19 protein-coding genes are annotated in these 18,965 nt (G+C 64.6%); all 19 read right to left on the bottom strand.

The window, feature by feature from the left end; genetic code table 11:
* Positions 1-38 precede the first annotated feature (38 nt).
* The 19 genes from GJV37_RS05580 to GJV37_RS05490 all read right to left on the bottom strand — a co-directional run bounded on the left by GJV37_RS05580 (position 39) and on the right by GJV37_RS05490 (position 18,902).
* Complete coding sequence (locus tag GJV37_RS05580; RefSeq protein ID WP_138526120.1) at positions 39-1,334, bottom strand: MFS transporter; 1,296 nt, start codon at positions 1,332-1,334, stop codon at positions 39-41.
* Between the two features lie 32 nt (positions 1,335-1,366).
* Positions 1,367-2,539, bottom strand: coding sequence for an NADH:flavin oxidoreductase (locus GJV37_RS05575; protein ID WP_138526121.1), 1,173 nt, complete (start codon positions 2,537-2,539; stop codon positions 1,367-1,369).
* Entirely contained in the window at positions 2,536-3,135 is a 600-nt protein-coding gene (locus tag GJV37_RS05570; RefSeq protein ID WP_138526122.1) for a nuclear transport factor 2 family protein, read from the bottom strand. The genes GJV37_RS05575 and GJV37_RS05570 overlap by 4 nt, the downstream gene beginning before the upstream one ends.
* A complete protein-coding gene (locus GJV37_RS05565) occupies positions 3,132-3,953 on the bottom strand; it encodes an SDR family NAD(P)-dependent oxidoreductase (RefSeq protein WP_138526123.1) in 822 nt (273 codons plus the stop codon). The genes GJV37_RS05570 and GJV37_RS05565 overlap by 4 nt, the downstream gene beginning before the upstream one ends.
* Positions 3,954-3,965: 12 nt before the next feature.
* Complete coding sequence (locus GJV37_RS05560) at positions 3,966-4,751, bottom strand: SDR family NAD(P)-dependent oxidoreductase (protein WP_138526124.1); 786 nt, start codon at positions 4,749-4,751, stop codon at positions 3,966-3,968.
* Complete coding sequence (locus tag GJV37_RS05555; RefSeq protein WP_138526125.1) at positions 4,748-5,461, bottom strand: SDR family oxidoreductase; 714 nt, start codon at positions 5,459-5,461, stop codon at positions 4,748-4,750. The genes GJV37_RS05560 and GJV37_RS05555 overlap by 4 nt, the downstream gene beginning before the upstream one ends.
* Before the next feature lie 178 nt (positions 5,462-5,639).
* On the bottom strand, positions 5,640-6,719 hold the full coding sequence (locus GJV37_RS05550) for a phosphotransferase family protein (protein ID WP_138526126.1): 1,080 nt from the start codon (positions 6,717-6,719) through the stop codon (positions 5,640-5,642).
* A 52-nt stretch (positions 6,720-6,771) separates the two neighbouring features.
* Entirely contained in the window at positions 6,772-7,782 is a 1,011-nt protein-coding gene (locus GJV37_RS05545; RefSeq protein WP_138526127.1) for a zinc-dependent alcohol dehydrogenase family protein, read from the bottom strand.
* A gap of 15 nt (positions 7,783-7,797) precedes the next feature.
* Complete coding sequence (locus tag GJV37_RS05540; RefSeq protein WP_138526128.1) at positions 7,798-8,343, bottom strand: nuclear transport factor 2 family protein; 546 nt, start codon at positions 8,341-8,343, stop codon at positions 7,798-7,800.
* Between the two features lie 47 nt (positions 8,344-8,390).
* Positions 8,391-9,512, bottom strand: coding sequence for an acyl-CoA dehydrogenase family protein (locus GJV37_RS05535; RefSeq protein ID WP_138526129.1), 1,122 nt, complete (start codon positions 9,510-9,512; stop codon positions 8,391-8,393).
* Positions 9,513-9,522: 10 nt separating this feature from the next.
* Positions 9,523-10,746 carry an acyl-CoA dehydrogenase family protein gene (locus tag GJV37_RS05530; RefSeq protein ID WP_138526130.1) on the bottom strand — a complete coding sequence of 408 codons (1,224 nt, stop codon included), beginning with the start codon at positions 10,744-10,746 and terminating at the stop codon, positions 9,523-9,525.
* Positions 10,747-10,822: 76 nt separating this feature from the next.
* Complete coding sequence (locus tag GJV37_RS05525) at positions 10,823-12,358, bottom strand: class I adenylate-forming enzyme family protein (RefSeq protein WP_138526131.1); 1,536 nt, start codon at positions 12,356-12,358, stop codon at positions 10,823-10,825.
* A 49-nt stretch (positions 12,359-12,407) separates the two neighbouring features.
* A complete protein-coding gene (locus tag GJV37_RS05520) occupies positions 12,408-12,728 on the bottom strand; it encodes a DUF4286 family protein (RefSeq protein WP_138526132.1) in 321 nt (106 codons plus the stop codon).
* A gap of 3 nt (positions 12,729-12,731) precedes the next feature.
* Positions 12,732-13,541 (bottom strand): 2-oxo acid dehydrogenase subunit E2, encoded by an 810-nt coding sequence (locus tag GJV37_RS05515; RefSeq protein ID WP_138526133.1) that lies wholly within the window; start codon positions 13,539-13,541, stop codon positions 12,732-12,734.
* Positions 13,542-13,567: 26 nt separating this feature from the next.
* On the bottom strand, positions 13,568-13,798 hold the full coding sequence (locus GJV37_RS05510) for a biotin/lipoyl-containing protein (RefSeq protein WP_138526134.1): 231 nt from the start codon (positions 13,796-13,798) through the stop codon (positions 13,568-13,570).
* 25 nt (positions 13,799-13,823) lie between these two features.
* Complete coding sequence (locus GJV37_RS05505; RefSeq protein ID WP_138526135.1) at positions 13,824-14,813, bottom strand: alpha-ketoacid dehydrogenase subunit beta; 990 nt, start codon at positions 14,811-14,813, stop codon at positions 13,824-13,826.
* Positions 14,810-15,793, bottom strand: a complete 984-nt coding sequence (locus GJV37_RS05500) for a thiamine pyrophosphate-dependent dehydrogenase E1 component subunit alpha (protein WP_138526136.1) — start codon at positions 15,791-15,793, stop codon at positions 14,810-14,812. Before GJV37_RS05500 ends, GJV37_RS05505 begins: the two co-directional genes overlap by 4 nt.
* A gap of 44 nt (positions 15,794-15,837) precedes the next feature.
* Entirely contained in the window at positions 15,838-17,544 is a 1,707-nt protein-coding gene (locus tag GJV37_RS05495) for an FAD-binding protein (RefSeq protein ID WP_218939127.1), read from the bottom strand.
* On the bottom strand, positions 17,544-18,902 hold the full coding sequence (locus GJV37_RS05490; RefSeq protein WP_138526138.1) for an aromatic ring-hydroxylating oxygenase subunit alpha: 1,359 nt from the start codon (positions 18,900-18,902) through the stop codon (positions 17,544-17,546). The genes GJV37_RS05495 and GJV37_RS05490 overlap by 1 nt, the downstream gene beginning before the upstream one ends.
* Positions 18,903-18,965: the final 63 nt, after the last annotated feature.

The following is an 18,965-nucleotide window of genomic DNA, read 5'->3' as shown; positions in this document are numbered from 1 at the left end:
TCGATTCCGGCTTTTATTCTCGCCGATGAGTTCACTGCCTAGCCGCCCACCCTAGCGTCACTCAGGTCGTTGCCGTTTCCATCATCCAGGCCTGGCGCGGCAGCGAAGTCCGGGTAGCGCCCCAAGGCCAGGTAGCTAAGGGAGGAACACAGGAAGCAGCCGGACGCGACCAGCAGCGCTAAGTCGTAGTTGCCGAAACGGTCGTAGGCCTGACCGATCAGCGAGCCGGCGAGGGCCACCAGGGCCGCGATGAACAGAACGCTGAGCCCGTAGATCGCGGCGTAGGAGCGCAGGCCGAAGTAACGGGCGACCATGAATGCCAGCAGGTCGATCTCCGCGCCCTGCCCCAGCCCCAGCAGCACCAGCGCGAGCACCGCCATCCCGGTCGACAGGTGCGGCTGCAGCAGTATCAGGCAGCCCAGCGCTGGGCCCAAGGTGAACACGCAGGCCACCAGGGGTGCCCAGAATCGATCGACGAGCAGGCCGGTCAGCAAGGCGCCGGCCAGGGCCGACAAGCCAACCAGGCCAATGGCCGCCGCAGCCTCGCCGGCCGCCAACCCCTTGCCGGTAAGCAGCGGCTGGAACTGGCTGAGAAGTGCGACTATGGGCGCGTAGCTCAAAGACGCGGCAAGGCAGATCAAAAGCACCCGCCGGTTACCCAACAAGGCGAACCAAGAAGGCCGCGTTGCGGAACCGGAATGCCCAGCGCCCGCCAGAGGTGCCACGCTAGCGCCGCGAATCCAGAGCCAACTGCTCGGCAGCGCCAGTATCAGGATCAGCGCTCCGAGCGTGACGAAGCCCATTCGCCAGCCGTACCAACTGATGACGCCGAAGATCAACGAGGGCAGCAGCGCGCCCGACAGGGCCAACCCCGATCGCGTCATCGCTAGTGCCAGCCCGCGGGACGACACGAAGGCTCCGTTGACCACTCGCGTATAGCTCAACCCACTGGTGGTCACGCCGACAATGCTGAGGAAGGTGTACAGCACGTAATACAGCGGCAACGAGCCTTGAAGCAAGGCCAGGAGGAAATACGCAAGACTGGTGAGCAGCAAGCCGCCGAGCAGTACCGGGCGCACCCCAAGCCGGTCGATCAGGCGTCCCAACACGGGCGACAGCAGCGCCGCCGCCAGATTGGCATTCTGCGCCAGCGCGATCTCGCCACGGCTCCAGCCGAAGGAGTCTTGCAGGGGCGCGATGAATAGGCTGGAGAGCGACGGCCACACAGAGAAGGACACGGCCGTGCCTACCAGCGCGGCCGTACCCAAGCGCCATTGCTCGCGCCATTCCTTCAGCGCCCCGCCAGTAGGCGAGGGGCGAGTATCGATGGTCATGGTGCGATCCTTCCTATCGTGGGGAGCTCGGCTCAGGTGAGGACTTTCAGGGAGTCGTTGGAGAACGGTTCGAAGGTCTCACCGAGGCGCGCCTTGCGGGTCCAGTCGGGGTCGTGCAGCAACGACCGGCCAACCCCCACCAGGTCGAATTCGCCACGCTGGAAGCGCTCCATAAGCAGGTCCAGGTTGTCGCTGGCGTTGGAGCCTCCCTGCTTGTTGCTGTCGTACATACCGTTACTCAGGCCGACGCCGCCGACAGTCATCGTTAGCCGGCCGGTGATCTTGCGCGCCCAGCCGGCGAGGTTCAGTTGCCCGTCGGCGCCCGGCAGGTCGGCGAATTCCGCGCGGTTGAAATAGCGCACGCTGGCGTCAAAGATGTCCACGCCGGCCTCAGCGATGGGTAGCAGGATTTCCTCAAGCTCGCCGGGCGTCCGGGCCAGCTTGGCCTTGAAGTCCTGCTGCTTCCATTGCGAGAAGCGGAAGAGGATCGGCATGTCCGGGCCCACCGAGCGGCGGATGGCACGCACCACCTCGGCTGCAAAGCGGCTCCGCTCGCGGCGCCCGCCGCCCCAGGCATCGGTACGGCGATTGGTCACGTCCCAGAGAAAGGTGTCGATCAGGTAGCCGTGGGCTCCGTGTATGGCTATCCCATCGAAGCCGCACAGGTGAGCGTGGACGGCGCTACGCGCATAAGCGTCGATGACGTCCTGAATTTCGCTGTCAGCCATCGGCGCAGTTGGCAGCAACTGCTGCTGCACGTATTCCGCAGTGGACGAGGTGAGCCCATCGGCGGGCCCCCAGAGTCCGGAGGGACGCATGGAGGCCGCACCGGGGTTTGGCCCGGTGCCAACCACACGCATTACTCCCTGGTGCCACAGCTGCGGAAAGATCAGCCCGCCGGCCGCGTGCACCTGCTCGACAACATGCCGCCAGCCGGCCAGCGCCCGCTCTCCATGCAGCTGCGGCAGATCGCTCTCGCCGATACCCGCCTCCCCCAGGGCTGCGGGGTGATCGATACCCACACCTTCCGTGATGATCAGCCCGGTCTCGCCGTAGGCGCGGCGACGGTAGTAGCCGGCGACGTCATCCCCGGGCACACCACCGGGGCAGAAATTGCGGGTCATGGGCGCCATGACGATGCGGTTCCTGAGTACCGCAGAACCGATCCGCAGGGGTTCGAACAGGGGCGCTAGCGTTGCATTCATTTCGAGGGTTCCTTCGGCTCGCAGGGCTGGCGGCTGACGCTTGCGCGTTGCTGCGGTGAGGTGCGCGACCAGAATCCCTGCCAGGTCGGGAAGCTGGCCGGCAGGCGCGGTTGGAAGCGCTCGCCGGTGTACTTGCCGGGCCAGTTCTGCCAGTGCGGCGCGCCGGGACGTTGCAGCCAGTCGGTGGAATACCAGTGGCGCTCGTCGCGACGGGCGAAGTACCACTGACCGTCACGGCGCTCGTAGTGGTCGAAGTAACAGATGGCCATCACCACCCAGTGGTCGCCGTCCTCGTGCTCGGCACGGCAGTAAACGGTGCCGGTGGCGTGGTCGGCGTCTTGGAAGTCGAGGGTCTGCCCGCAGATCTGGTGTACGCAGCGATAGAACGCCTGCAACACTGGTTCGGAGGCGTAGTACACCTGCAGGGCTTCGCGCCCGCTCCCCCAGCGACCACAATCAACATCCTCGACGAACAGCGCGGTGAGGCCTTCGAGGTCGCGGGAATCCACGGCCAGTGCGTAACGCGCCGGCAACTGGCCAATGGCAAGCTGTGCCTCAACCCGTTCCATCCGCGCCAATAGTGCCTGGTCGCTCATGCTCCCATCTCCTTCCCCGCCTGGCGGAAGCGCATTTCATCTGCGTAATAGGGCTGATGGGAAAGCAACCCGCCATCGACGTTGATGATCTGCCCGGTGATGAACGCTGCCTCGTCGCTGGCCAGGAAAAGCACCGCGTTGGCGATGTCGTCGACGTTGCCCAGGCGCGGCGTCAGGTGATGTGCAAGCATCATCTCGCCAGCCGGTCCGGCGTAGTTGTCGGCGGTCGCCGGGGTCACGATTAGGCCCGGCGCCAGCGCATTGCAGCGAATGCCCTGCTTTCCGTGCTGAGCGGCGACATAGCGCGTGAGGTTCTCGATGCCGGCCTTAGACACCGCATAGGCGCTGTAACCCAGCGCGCCAGCCTGGGCCGAGCCGGAGCTGGTGTTGATGATCGAGCCACCACCGCGGGGCAGCATCGCTGCGAGCGCGTACTTGCTCGCCAACATGGTGCCGCGCAGGTTGATGCGCAGGGTGTCGTCCCAGACCTGGGTGTCCATGTCCGCGACAGGCGCATCGAGCCGCGACGAGATATGCGTTGCAGCCGCATTATTGAACAGCACGTCGAGGCCCGCGAACAAAGAGACCGTCTGCTCCACCAGCACGCGGATCGACGCCTCGTCTCCCAGGTCGACCGCCAATGCGGCGGCTTGCAGCCCTGCCCCGCGCAACGCAGCTGCCTGCTCCTGGGCGGCGCTGAGATTGATGTCTGCGAGCACCACCCGGGCGCCCTCTTCTGCGAGCCGCCTGGCCGCGGCGAGGCCGATACCGGAGGCCGCGCCGGTTACGATGGCGACCTTGTCTTGTAGACGTTTCATGGCACTTCTTCCTCAGACGGCGGTGTACAGGCCGCCATCGACCTGAATGATCTGCCCGGTGACATAGCCCATTCCTGGTCCGCAGAGCCCGGCGACGGCGCGCCCGACGTCGTCCCGCTCATGGCCCATGCGGCCCAGCGGGAACTTGGCGAGATAAGCCTCGCGCAAGGCGGGTTCAGTGGCGAAGAACGCATCCGCCGCGGCAGTCAGGGCCGCCGGGGAAATCGCGTTGACGGTGATGCCGAAGGGACCCCACTCGCGCGCCAGGGACTTGGTCAGGCCGCGTATACCGCCCTTGATGGCGGCGTAAGCCGGGTTCAGCGCGGCACCGTGCAGGCCGAACGCAGAGCAGAGGAAAATCGCCCGGCCCGCGTCGCTGGCGCGCAACGCTTCAAAAGCGGCGATGGCGCAGTGGTGGGCGCCGGCCAGGTCCACCGCAACCTGCGCGTCCCAATCCTGATCATCGAAGTTCTCCAGTTGCTTGGGATGCCCGGAGGCGCCGTGGGTCGCGTTGTGCACCAGAATGTCCAGTCCGCCGAAGTGCCGAAGCGTGGTGGCCACGGCTTCCTGCAGCGAGGCTAGGACGGTCACATCGACTTCCAGCGCCAGCGCCTCGCCGCCTTCGGCGCGAATCAACCCGGCGGTTTCCTCGCCGGTCGCGCCGCGGCGTGCGGCGATCACAACTTTCGCACCCATCTCAGCCATTGCCAGGGCGATACCCCGGCCCACGCCGCCGCCGGCGCCAGTTACCAGGGCGACACGCCCGACCAGGGTTTGTGCTTGCGTGATCTGCTTCATGGCACCATCCAGAAACCGCCGTCGACGGGAATAGAGGCGCCGGTGAATGCATGGGCGCCGATCAGCAGGGCGAGGCTTTCGAGCACCCCGGTAGCGAGGTCGGGGGTGTAGCCGAGCGCCGGTACGGGCGTGCCCATCTCCGGGCTCTGGGCGAGCATGCCGGCGCCCAGTTCGCTGGCGAACACTTGGGAATCGACACCCAGCCAGTTCAACTGGATACCCTGTCCGCCCCATTGCCGGGCAGCGGACTTCATCAGGCCGCGCTGCCCTTCACTGAGCACGGAAAGTGCCGTGAGCCCGGCTGCACCGGTCAGCGCCAGGTTCGGACCGACCAGAACGATGCGCGCCGGGCGCCCGCCCAGGGTCCGCCAGGCGGCCTGCAGGCAATGGCGGGTGGTACGCAATGGGTCCAGGCAGGCGCTCTGCCATTCCCCGACCGAAAGAGACACCAGCGGTCGCGGCTGGCGGTTGAGCGAACTGCCGACCGCGAGAACCAGCGCGTCGAGCCCGCCGAGTTCGCGCAGCGCGGCATCGAAGGCCGACTGGATGGTCGAGAGGCTGAGGAAGTCGCCCTCGGAGGCCAGTTGGCGGCACTCGGCGCCCTGGCCCTGCATTCCCGCGCAGAGCCCTTCCAGCGCCCAGCAGCCAGGCGTGGCGATTAGCACACGACGGCCGGCGAGCGATGGCGCCATGCATTCTTTCCCGGTCATACGCCCCTCCTCTTGTTTTTATCGGGGTCCTAGTGGGTCACCTCGCGAATCGATAGCGAAGCAACATTCATTTATACAAACATCGTTCATAATAATGTGTCAACCGTGCCGCACCGCTCCGCGCATAGACCGGTCGTTACTGGAAAAAGGGAAAGAGATGGGCCGGGCGCCCACCAAGTCAGCCGAGCAGCGCCGCGAAGGTGCCGTGGTCCAGTGCGGCCATGGCGAATCGCGGCACTACCGCGCAGTTGTTCACCTCGGCCTGGAATTCGACCGGGTTAACCAGCCAGAAGTACAGGCCGTCGAGAATCTGCCGGCGGAATGCCTCGTAGGCTTCCTCGAAGCTCGGTGGACGCTCCACGCCATGTAGACGCAAGCGTTCCAGGTAGTAGCCGAGCAAGGCCATGTCCCAACGTTTACGATCGGCAATGTCGAGCGCCGAAACCATGAAGTAGGTGACGTCGTGCGACCAGTGCCCCTTGCAGAAAGACTGCCAGTCGAGCGTCCCAGGGCGACCGTCGGCGTCGCTGTAGAGGTTGCCCAAGTGGTAGTCACCATGCAGGAAGCAGTGAGGTTCGGCGCGCCCGAACGCGCTCAGGGCTAGCAACGCCGCCTGCATGCGTTCGCGATCGAGCATGTGCCGTGGCACGGTGACCCCGCGCGGCAGGCGGATGTACTCGGCCCAGACCTCGGGCTGCAGCTGGCCCCAGTGATAGGCGCCGGCTTCTCCGGGAGGCAGCGCCTCCCAGATCGGCAGATCTCCCAGCAAGCCGCCCGGGCGAAGTTCGGGGCTGTCCCACCAGCGCGCTTGGTAGCGGGCGATGATGTCGAGGTGCGCCGCGGCCTGGGCGAAGTCCAGTGGATCCTGCACGCGGCAGAAGCGCACCCCGCGCAGGTCGAGATCCTCGAGGAGGACGATATGTTGCCGGGCCTCGGGATCGTCGCCGGTGAAGAGCGCTTGTGGCGCGTTCAGGCCGAGCAACGGTTGCAGGTCGCGGTAGAAGCGGGCCTCCAGTTCGTAGCAGCGCTCCATCAGCGCGCGGTGCTCGGCGAAACCGCCCTTCACGTACAGCGCGTCGGGCAAGCCATGGGCTCGGCCCCGGTCGTTATACTGCAGCTCGACGCGCACCTTGGTCCCGGTGCCCCAGAGCACCTTGTCGACGCGGCTGGCGGTGACACGGGTGCCCGGATAACGCTGGTCGAGCGCATCGCTCAACCAGTCCGACGTAATGTCTTCGATGCGCACCGGAAGCCGCATGTTCTCCCTCCTTGTGGAATGCCCGTCCCAGGCGGCCACGGGCTAGACTCGGTCAATCTATGGCGACCACCAACTTTCCGAAGTGACGACCCGCCCGCAGCGCCTGGAAGGCATGGGGTACCTCGTCGAAGCGGAACACCTGCTCGATGACCGGGCGCAGGCGATGTACCTCAATGGCGCGGCACATCTGCTCGAACTGCTCACGGCTACCGACGCGGATGCTGTGCAGGGAAAGCCCCCGATAGAAGAAGGCCTCGCTCAGCTTCGGGCCGCCGCTCAATAGGCCGACCAGACTGATTCGTCCGCCAACCCGAGTGGCCTGAACCGATTGCTCTACGGTGCCGCCGCCGCCCACTTCGACAGCCAGGTCGACGCCCTCGCCCGCGGTATGTTGCAGGACCGCCAGGTACCATTTCGGCTGTTTCCGGTAGTCGATAACTTCGTCCGCGCCCAGCGCACGCAACCGCGCCAGGCGTTCGGCGCTGGAGGATAGGGCGATGACCCGCGCGCCGAACAGCCGGGCCAGTTGTAGGGCGAATACCGACACACCGCCGCCGCCCTGGGTGAGCACGCTCTGCCCCGGCGACAGGCCAGGACCTGCGGTAAGCGCGGCCCACGCGGTGAGCGCTGCGCACGGCAGCGTAGCGGCTTCCTCGAAGGACAGGTGATCGGGGATCCTCACCAGCTCTTCCTGGCTCACACAGGCGAATTCGCACAGAGTACCGTCGACCGAGCCACCACGCCCCAGCACGTCCCGCCCGACCGGCATCTCGCCGCTGATCCAGTGCGGATGGAAGGTCAACATCACCCGCTCACCCACGGCGGTGCGCGTCACGCCGGTGCCGACCGCCACGACCTCACCTGCTCCATCGGAACAGGGAATCAGCTGCGGTTTGCACAACGCGCTGTATTGTCCTGCCAAGATCAGCAGCTCGCGAAAGTTCAGCGACGCGGCGCGCAAGCGCACCAGCACCTGTCCCGGACCGGGAGCGCCAGGTACCGTCAGTTCGCGCAGCGCCAAGCCATCGACATCGCCGTAGCGATCGATCACATATGCCCGCATGGAAAACTCCCGAGGTCAGGGACGACGTGCGCGCAATGGACGCTGATAGGACACGTCCTGGCGATCGCGGCTGCTGTGCGCATTGCCCATCTGGACCTTGCGGAATACGTCCGGCAGATCCGTCGGGGTGATCTCGTTGACCGACTCAGTGACGCATACGCGCTCGGCGATGGCCCAGCGCCCGGCGCGCTTCTCGAAGCGGTCGATGTAGCGGCCGACCGCCAGACTGTCGGGCTTGCTGCGGTTCTCGCCGAAGAACAGCCAGTAGGTTTCGGCGTGCGCTTGGTCGCCGTCCAGCTCGACGCTGTGATTGAAGATCATGTGGTGGTGCGACAGTTGGTATTCGTTGTGATAGCCCAGCGCCCACTCGACGAAGTCGTCGCGCCCCCCACAGAAGCTGCCATGGTCGTCGATGGCGTCTTCGTGGTAAACGCTGCGCAGCATCTCCCGGTCGAAACGGTCCACCGCGCGGCAGTAACGGGTGACGCAGTCGAGGATATCCTGACGGTCGAGCAAAGCCTGGATGCGGTCCTGCGGAACATTGTTCTTGTTGTCGTTCATGCGAGGCTCCTGGGGTTAGCCGCGCCGCCAGGCGGCGCGGTGTCGGTTCAATAACCGGCGGCGAAGCGCGCCAGGTGGAAGTCGATGTCGCCGAACTGCTTTTCCAGCAACGTCATCAGGCGGAAGTAGTGCCCGACCGGATACTCCTCGGTCATGCCGATGCCGCCGTGCAACTGCACCCCCTGAGCACAGACGAAGCGCCCGGACTTTCCGGCCGCCGCTTTGGCAGCGGAAATCGCCTTGCTCCGCTCGGGCGCCGGTTTGTCCAGGTAAGCCATGCCACGGTAGAGGATCGAGCGAGTGTGCTGGGCCTCGACGAACATCTCCGCCATACGGTGCTGTAGCGCCTGGAACTTACCGATGGGCTGTCCGAACTGGTTGCGTGTCTTGATGTATTCCTGGGTCATGTCCATGACCCCCTGCATGACGCCGAGGGTCTGCGCGACCACCGCAAGTGCGGCGCGATCATGGGCCTCCTCGAGAATCGCCTGACTATGCGAAGGTTCGATAAGCAGAGCGGCGTCCGCCAGCTCGACCTTGGAGAAGCGCACATCGGCGGCCCGCGATCCGTCGACCAGGATGTACTCGTTGAGCTCCACGCCGGGAGCGTCACGGTCGACGATGAACACTGCAGGGTGGCTGCAATCCTCGAAACGTGCGGTCACCAGCAGCTTGTCCGCGGACGGGGCGTTGAACACCAGGGTCTTGACGCCGCTGAGCTGGAAGCCCTGCGCAGTCCTGCGGGCGATGGTATCTTCCGCGCAACCGACGCTGAAGCGCGAGCCGCATTCGGAATCGGCCAAGGCCAGCAGCAGGCGACCCTCGATCAGCGCGGGCAGCAGGTCGTTACGATGGTAGTCGGAGCCGCTGCGGTCGACGATCCGCGCGCATAGCACCGCGCTACTGACGAAGGGTTCGAGCACCATGCCGCGACCGAAGGACTCAAGCACCAGCGAGGTCTCGACGAAGGAACAATCCAGCCCACCGACATCTTCCGGCAAAGTAAGCGCCAGCCAGCCCAGGTCGGCGAACTGCTGCCAGTGCGCGCGACTGAAGCCTTCGCCACTGCCGGCCTGGTGCCGACGCTCTTCGAAGGCGTAATCCTCGCGGATGTATCGCTCAACGCCATCGCGCAGCATTAGTTGCTCTTCGGAAAGGTTGAAATCCATAGGGCAGTCCTCAGAGTCCGAATGCCAGTTTGGCGATGATGTTCTTCTGCACTTCGCGGGCGCCGCCATAGATGGTCGCGGCACGTTGGAAGAAATACATGTTGTTACGGCCCGGCGCGTAGGCCGGCCACAGGTCGTCCCACTCGCTGGGTTGTGGCGCGTGCGCCGCGCGACCTGGGCCGTGGTCGTAGAAGCGCAGCGAGCGTGGGCCGAGGGCGTCAACCTGGAGTTCGGTCACCCGTTGCTGCAGCTCCGAACCACGCACCTTGAGCGTGGATACCACGGCATCGAGGTTGTCGCGGAACGACTCCTGAGCCAGAACGCGCAGGACCGACCACTCCAGCGCCAGGATATCGGCCTCAATCTCCGCCACTCGGCGGGCGAATGCCGGGGTCTCCAGCAGCGGTACGCCATCCAGAGTCTCGGCGCGGGCGATGGCCTTTGCCTTTTCCAGCTCGCGTTTATTGAAGTAGATGAAAGCGCTGGAGGTACGCTCCTTCTCCAACAGGTACTTGGCGTAGGTCCAGCCCATACCGGGTTCGCCCACCAGGTTTTCCTTCGGTACCCGGACGTTCTCCAGGAACACCTCCGCCAGGCCATCGCCGCCATCGATGGAAACGATTGGGCGCACGGTGATACCCGGGCTCTTCATGTCGATGAGCAGGAAGGAGATACCGCGCTGCGGCTTTACCGTCGAGTCGGTGCGAACCAGGAAGAAGCCCCAGTCAGCGATCTTGGCGTCGCTGGTCCAGATTTTCTGGCCGTTGACGACGTAGTGGGTGCCCGCATCGTCCAGCTCGGCGCGGGTCTTCAGGCTGGCGAGATCGGACCCGGAGTTGGGCTCGGAGAACCCCTGGCACCAGAACACGTCGCCGGACAGCAGCGGCGGCAGGAAGGTCTCCTGCTGCCACTGGTTGCCGAAGGCGATCACCACGGGCGCCATCATGTGCGTGCCTTGCCAGCCGTAGTCTAGGCCGTCGGCGTTGACCAGTTCCTCGAGGAAGATGTGTTTGCGCAGGGGCGACCAGTCGGTGCCGCCGAATTTCTTGGGCCAATGCGGCGCGCCCCAGCCGCGCTCGTGCAGGATCTTCTGCCACTTGCGCAACACATCGCGAGGCACCGGATGGGCGCCCTCGAAACCGTAGTGCGCCACTTCAGCAGTGACGTGCTCGCGGAAGAACTGCCGGACTTCCTGGCGGAACGCCTCGTCCTCCGGGCTGAACTCAAAATGCATGGTGCTACCTCCTCATCTCGCCTCGAGGGCGCCAGGGCAGGCCCGGCGTCCATTCAGTAATCTTGGAAATCCGGATTCAGGCGGCGCGCTCACGTTCACGCAGCGCCACCTTGTTGATCTTGCCGGTGGCCATGCGCGGCAGTTCGGCGACGAACTCGATCACCTTCGGGCACTTGTAGCTGGCCAGTACCGTCTTGCAGTGGGCTATGAGATCGGCCTCGCCGAGGCTAGCGCCGAGGGCCAGGACAACCACCGCCTTCACCGATTCGCCCCACTTCGGATCGGCGATACCGATCACAGCCGACTCCAGCACCTGTGGGTGCAGTTCCAGGGCCACCTCGACCTCGCGGCTGTAGATGTTCTCGCCGCCGGAAATGATCATGTCCTTCTTGCGATCAACCAGGTACAGGTAGCCCTCGGTGTCGCGATACCCCATGTCGCCGGTGTGGTACCAGCCGTCACGCAGTGCCTCGACGGTGGCCACCGAGTTATTCCAATAGCTGCTGAGCTGGGTTTCCGAGCGCAGCACCACCTCGCCGGGGGTACCGTCCGTGCATTCGTTGCCCTGCTCGTCAAGGATGCGTAGCTCAATGCCGGGGCATGGCACGCCGACCGACTCGAGGCGATGGACCTCATTCGGCGTGCCAAATGGGTTGACTTCGTGTCGCGGCAGCACGCAGGCGTTGCTTTCGGTCATGCCGTACTGGATCGAGAAGATCGGGCCGAGGACGTCGAAGGCGCGCTTGAGCAGCGGGGTAGGAATCGGCGCGGCCGCAGTCACCACGTGCACCAGGCTGGCGAGGCGATAGTCGCCGATGTCCGCAACGTCCAGCACCGCTTGCAGCATGGCGGCGACCATGAAGGTAAAGGTGACCTTCTCTTCCTGCACCGCCTGCAATACCGCGCGGGGGTCGAAGCCCTGGTGGATGACGGTAGAACCGCCGACCCAAGCGGCCGAATTGACGAAGCCAATGCCGCCAATGTGGAACGCCGGGGTGGTCTGCAGGACACGCGTGGCGCCACTGAAATCGCTCATCAGCGCGCAGCTGTCGGCGGTTCGACACATGGCGTGGTGCGTACGCACCACGCCCTTGGGCCGCCCCGTTGTGCCACTCGTGTACATCAGGTAGGCGAAGTCCTCAGGCAGCGAACGGATCGGCGGCCCAGCGGTGTCGCCTTCGGCCATAGCCTGTTCGAAGGGTACTGCCCACTCCGGGGTGGCGCCGATGCACAGATAGCGTTCGATGCCCGGAAGCTCGCCGCGCAACTGTTCCACCACGGCGGCGTACTGCGCCTCGAAGACCAGGGTCTTGGGCGCCGCGTCCTGGAGGATGTAGAGGATTTCCCGCGGGGCCAGACGGAAATTGACGGTCGCCGCGATGAATCCCGCCCATTCGCAGGCACGATAGGTTTCGTAATACTCAACGCAGTTCATCGCCAGGATCGCCACACGGTCCTGGCGGCGCAGGCCTTGCCGGTACAAGTAGGCGGAGAGCCGACGCGCCCGCTCCGCCAGTTCGCCGTTGCTCACCCGTCGCGAGGCGGAAGTGAACGCATTGCCGGCAGGGAAAAAGCGAGCATTGCGCTCGATCATTTCACCGAGAGTCTTCATCGATTTTCCGTCATTGTTATCGGTCTGTTGTTGAACGGATAGCGCGACGCTATGGCTCGCTCGCGGGCAGCCAGAGGCTGGCAGACACGCTCCCAAGATCCAGCGCCGGGCTGATCAGCAGAGCCGCGCTGTCGACTTTGGCCCGCAGCCGCTTCAGCGCCGCTACCGGGTCGCGGCCTACCACTTCGTACATCGCCAGGTAACGTGTACCGTCCGGCCCCTCGCCGGCGGCGCTGCGAAATCGTTGAGCCGCGACGAACCCCGGGGTCGCCAGCACATCCTTCAGGTGACGGCGGTCGTACCAGGCGTCAAACTCCGCCTCCCGACCCGGCACAGGATTGCTGAACACTAGGTAGCGACTGCGCGCCATTGGCTAGCCCTCCAGCGCCTCAACGGTGCCCAGCAGCTCCGCCAACCTGGCGGTAAATCGGGCCGCGTCGGCGCCATTGATGACGCGATGGTCATAGCTCAGCGACAGGGGCAGGACCTGACGCCAGTCGATTCCATCGTCCGCGCCGCGGCGCGGCTTCTCTTGGGTACGGGTAACACCCAGGATGGCCACTTCGGGAGCATTGACGATGGGCGTGAAGCCGGTACCGCCAAAACTGCCCAGCGAGCTGATGGTGAAGCAGCCGCCAGACATTTCGGCCATCGACAGCCCCTTGTCCCGAGCCTTCAGCGAAATGGCCTGCAGTTCAGCGGCCAGCTCGGCGACGCTCTTGCGGTCACAGTCACGCAGCACGGGCACGAGTAGGCCAAAACGAGTGTCGACGGCCACACCGATATGGAAGTACTTCTTCAGCACCAGGTTCTTGCCACTGCCATCGAGCGAGGCATTGAACTGCGGGAAAGCCTTAAGTGCTTCCACCACCGCTTTGATCAGGTACGGCAGCAGGGTCAGCTTGACCGCCTCGCCTGCCGCATTGCGCGCCTTGCGCTGATGCTCCAGCGCAGTGATGTCGGCATCGTCCTGGTGGGTGACATGGGGAATCATCACCCAGTTGCGCGACATGTATTGAGCTGTGAGTTTCTGCACCCGCGACAACGGGCGCGACTCGACTTCACCGAATTCGCTGAAGTCCACTTGCGGCCAGACCGGCAGGTCGCTGCCGAAGGTCGTCGGCGGCTGCGCTGCAGCTGTGGGCTTGGCATTACCGGCACTCACGGGAACATCGGCGCTCATGGGTATTTCCTCTACCGCAACGCGGCTCAGATGATCTCGGCCAGCACGGTGCCGACTTCGTAGGTCTCGCCCGCCTGGGCGATGATCTTCAGCGTGCCGCTGGCCGGCGCCTCGATCTCCTGCATCGACTTGTCGCTCTCCAGGGCATAGAGCACCTGTCCCTCCTCCACCTGGCCGCCGTCGGCGACCAACCATTCGGCTAGGGTGCCTTCATTCATCGAAAAGCCCAGTTTGGGCAGCAGGACTTGAGTACTCATGGGTTTTTCCTTGAACGATTAGGTATCACTTGAGAGTGGTGCGTACGGCGCTTTCGATCTGTTCCGCGCCTGGAACGTGAGCGTCCTCCAGCGGCTTGGAGAACGGCACCGGCGCATAGTTGGCGCCGACACGCTGTACCGGTGCCTTGAGCTGGCCATAGAGCGACTCATAGATGAGCGAGGAGATCTCGGCGCCGACGCCGAAGGGTTTCACCGCTTCGTGGACGATCACGGCGCGGCCGGTCTTGCCCACGGAGGCAAGGATGCAGTCGGTGTCCAGCGGCGAGATGGTGCGCAGGTCGATGACCTCCACCGAGACGCCCTCGGCGGCCAGCTTCTCTGCCACCGCACAGCAGTCCAGCACGCGGCGGCTGTAGCTGATCAGGGTGACGTCAGTGCCCTCGCGGACCACGTTGGCCTTGCCCAGCGGAATCTTCACGCCGCGCTCGGGGGCGGCACCGGGGTTCCAGTAGGTCGGCATGTTCTCGATGAACAGCACCGGATCGTCGTCCTCGATGGCAGACAACATCAGGCCATAGGCGTCAGCCGGGCTGGACGGCGCCACCACCTTGATCCCGGCGGTATGCGCGAACCAGGCCTCTAGATAGTCGGCATGCTGGCCGCCGGTGCCGAAACCGGCACCGGTCATGGTGCGGATGACCATCGGCACATGGGTCTGGCCGCCGGACATGAAGCGCAGCTTTGCGGCATGGTTGATGATCATGTCCATCGCCACGGTGGTGAAGTTCATCAGCATGATCTCGGCCACCGGACGCATGCCGACGATGGCCGCGCCGATGGCGGCGCCGATGATTGCCTGCTCGGAAATCGGCGTGGAGCGCACGCGCGCATCGCCGTACTTGCCGGACAGGCCGCGGGTGACGCCGACGATGCCACCCTCCTCCTTGTCGCCGACGTCCTCACCCAGCACGATGACGTTCGGATCGGCTGCCATGGCGTCGTCGAGCGCCAGGTTGATCGCCTGAATACTGTTGAGCTTGGCTGCTTGGTTCATACGCTCACCTCATCCTTGAAGACGTCACGCTTGAGTTCGGCGACATCCGGGTAGGGGCTGTTCAGGGTGAATTCCAGGGCCTCGTCGATTTCGCCCTCGATGTCGCTTTCCAGGGTCGCCAGCTCCTCTTCGCTGGCGTTGCCGGTGGCGATAAGCCAGGCGCGATACAACGGCACCGGGTCCTTGGCCATCCAGGCGTCCTTCTCGCCCTTGTCCATGTAAGCATCGGCGTCACCGAACACATGGCCATGGAAGCGGAAGGTCTTGGCCTCGATCAGGGTCGGACCCTGGCCGGCGCGAGCACGCTCCACCGCCTCGCGGGCGGTGTGGTACATGGCCACGGGATCGTTACCGTCGACGGTTACCCCAGGCATGGCGTAGGCCACCGCGCGCTGGGCAACGTTGGGCACGGAGGTGCCGTAGGCGTACTTGGTGTGTTCGGCGTAGCCGTTGTTCTGGCAGACGAAGATCACCGGCAGCTTCCACACAGAGGCCATGTTCAACGCCTCATGGAAGGCACCGATGTTGCTCGCGCCATCGCCGAAGTAGGCCACCGCGACGCGTTTCTCGCCACGGATCTGGGCGGCCAGCGCCAGCCCGTTGGCGATCGGCATCGAGCTGCCGACGATGCCGGTGGTGACCATGACGCCGGTGGCCGGGTGGGTCACGTGCATCGGCCCACCTTTACCTTTGCAGGTGCCGGTCACCCGGCCACCGAACTCAGCCCAAAGGTCCTTGAGCGGGATACCCTTGGCAATCATGTCGTGCACGCCACGATAAATGGTGCAGATGTAGTCCTCGTCGGACAGGCACGCCGAGACGGCCGAAGGAATCACCTCCTGGCCCCGAGGGGAGTAGTAGGGCATGACCAACTTGCCGGACTTCAGCACGGCGCGGAAACGCTCGTCGTTCTGCTTGATCCGGGTCATGCGCCGGTAGATGCCGACCAGGACGTCGCGGTCTGGAATTGCGGCTGTCATCTTGTTGTTCTCCGTATGAGCCAAAACGCGGGGGGCGTGCGCCCTTACCAGATCTTGTGGTGCCCGGCCGAATGCTGGGCGGCGATGTAACCGAAGATGAAGGAGGCGGCGATGCTGGTGCCTGCCCCCGGGTAGCAGCGCCCGGTGACGCCGGCGGTAGCGTTGCCGGTGGCGTACAGGCCGGGGATGCAGCTACCGTCTTCGCGCAGGACCCGGGCGTATTCGTCGGTGACCAGGCCACCGGCGGTGCCCACATCACCGGGATACATGCGCACGGCGTAGAACGGGCCTTCCTCGATGCTGCCGAGGTTGGGGTTCGGGCTTACAGTGGGGTCGCCATGACAGCGGTCGAAGGCGCGGGAGCCGCGACCGAAGTCCTGATCCACGCCGCTGGTGCAGAAACCGTTGAAGCGCTCCACCGTGTCGAGCAGGCCGGCACGGTCGATACCGCACATGCTCGCCAGCTGCTCCAGGGAGTCGGCCTTAATCATGTAGCCGCTTTCCAGCCACTGCTTGGGCACTTGCCCGGGCATTGCGGTGCCCCAGGGGTAGTACTTGCGCTGGCGGCTGTCCATCACCACCCAGCTGGGCACCGCTTTGCCGGTTTCCGCCTGGCGCCGGTACATGCGCTGGCCAATCTCCATATAGGAGCCGGCCTCATCGCAGAAGCGCTGGCCATCCTGGTCGACCATGATCGAGTACGGCAGCGATAGATCGAGGTGGTGCATGAACGGCAATGGCTCGCCCTTCGCGGTGCGGGCACCCTCGGGCAGGGTCTCGTTGGGCCCCAGAGAGGTGACCACCCACCACGCCTCGTCCATGCAATCCACGGCGGCGCCCAGTGCCATTGCGGCCTGGATAACCTCGCCGGTATCGCCTGGGTTTGCGTTGGTCCATTGCGCGGACGACGGTTGTGGCTGGTAGCGCTTGCGCATCTCAGCGTTGCGCGAGAAACCGCCGGTATTGATCAGAACGCCGTCCAGCGCCTGAACCCGTACCTGCCGCCCGTTATGCCGCACGACAACGCCGCTCACTCGACCGTCTTCGACCACCAGCTCCTCGACCGGCGTCGAGGTCCAGATCGGAAGCTTCTCGCGCAAGGCGATCTGCAACATACGCCCCTGGATCGCCGCACCACCGCCGAGAATCTCCTTGCCGCTGAGCTTCTGCCGAAGCATGCGAATGCCCAGTTGCATCGCCTTCAGCTTGCCGGCCCAGGTACGTTTCATCAGGAACAACGTGGGAAACTCGTTGGAGTTGGCCGGGATGGCCGGGCCCTGGTAGCGCGACAGACGTCCCGCCCACTCCCCCAGTTCGCGCACGTTGAACAGTTTCGCCACCAGCGACCGGCCGCGCGGTTGGCCACCAGGCCGGTCGTCGTAATAGTCGGCCCAACCGTCGGCGTACTCGAAGGCCATGCCCGCGCGTTCGAGGAAATCCACCATCAGCGGGCCAGTGCGCAGGAACGCTTCGCGGCGCTGCGGGTTCGTGGACGGCCCCTCGTAGGTCACGGTGCTCTGCAGGTACTGCTGGGCCTTCTCGTAGGAGTCATCAACGCCATGGCGCTTCATCACCGGGTTGTTGGGCACCCACCAGACGCCGCCGGAATAGCCGGTGGAACCACCGACTTTGTCGAGTTTCTCGACGATCAGGGCGCGCTTGCCCAACTCCTTGGCCTTGAGCGCGGCACACATGGAGCCGCCGCCACTACCGACGATCACCAGGTCGAAGCTTTCGTCCCATTGACTCATCACTTGGACTCCGCGCCGTAGAGGTATTCGTTGAGCTCACGGTGGAAGTTGGAGATCGCCGACTCCTGCAGCGGGCTTGTCCTGGCGCCTGCGAAGCCGCGGGACTTCATGCCCTGCTGCACCTGCCCCATGTTATTGAAGTCCTGGCTGAGGATCAGGCCGAAGTTCTCCACGGTGTTGGTCTTCCAGTCGTCGACCCCGTGGTAGAACTCGCGGTTGAGCTTCGGCTCCTGGCCCGGCGCGTAACGCTTCAGCGACCAGATGTCATAGATGCAAGAATCGGGGTTGTCGCCATCCGGGCGCGCGCGATAGAACAGCGCGCCGTCCGGGTAGAGCAGGAACACCAGGTTAGGGAACACGTGCCAGTCGGTGCCGGCGCGACCCATCTGCTCAAACGAGATGTCCGGCCAGCCGGCACCTTCCTTGATGGCGGCCTCGCGCTGGAACTCCATGGCCTTGCTCAGCACCAGGAATTGGTCCTGGGTCGGCTCGACCTCGGTCAGCAGGCGCTTGGTGGCCTCGTTGTCTCGGTCGGTGAAGATCGCTTTGAGCTGGTCTTCCATGATCTGGTAGAACTTCACGAGCCCCGGGCGGATGTCGTCCGGAATCGGCTTGCCGGTGCGCGGCGACGGTGTGCCGGGCAGGCGAGTAGCGGTGGGATAGCCGAACATGCCGTGCTTGCCGAAGGCGAAGCTGCGGGTGACGTCGTCACCCTGGGTATCGAGGATCTGCGGGTGGGTCGCTGCGACGTGGTAACCCTCGTTGAAGGCTTCCAGGGCGACTTTCCAATTGCACGGCAGGCGCACCGACTTGTACCAGCGGTAGCGCATCTTCTCGAACTCGAAGCAGTCGGTGATTTCCGGCACCGGGGCGAGGTACTGGGCCAGTGGCTCAGCCTTGGGATCCATGTTGATGAAGACGAAACCGCCCCAGGTGTCCACCAGCACTTCCTTGAGCGCCAGCTCTTCGCGGCTCATGTTCGGGCAGCCGGCCCAGTCGTCCTCGTCGAGTACCCGCAGCACGCTGCCGTCGAGGTTCCACTGCCAGCCGTGGTAGTTGCAATGGAACTTGGTGGCATGGCCACAGCCGCTGGTGAGGCGCCGCCCACGGTGCTGGCAGACGTTGTAGTAGGCCTTGATCCGATCGCCGGTCAGGCGGGTGATGATGATCGACTCGTCGATCACGTCGAAGGTCACGTAATCTCCGACGTTGGGAATCTCCTCGAGGCGGCAGGCAACTTGCCAGACCTTCGGCCACATCCGCTCCTTTTCGAGTTGCACATAGTCCTTGGAAATGTAGCCATCGCGCGGAACGAAATCCGGCCGTACAGCTTGCGGTGCCGATTCTCGAGCAGTCATCTGGAACCTCCTGCATCGGCAGCCCACGGGGCTTGCCTACTGCCTTCTTATTTTTGTAGAGAA

Origin of the sequence: Pseudomonas nitroreducens (assembly GCF_010994165.1) — a bacterium.
Classification (GTDB): Bacteria; Pseudomonadota; Gammaproteobacteria; order Pseudomonadales; family Pseudomonadaceae; genus Pseudomonas; species Pseudomonas nitroreducens.
This window is presented reverse-complemented; position numbering and strand designations above follow the sequence as displayed.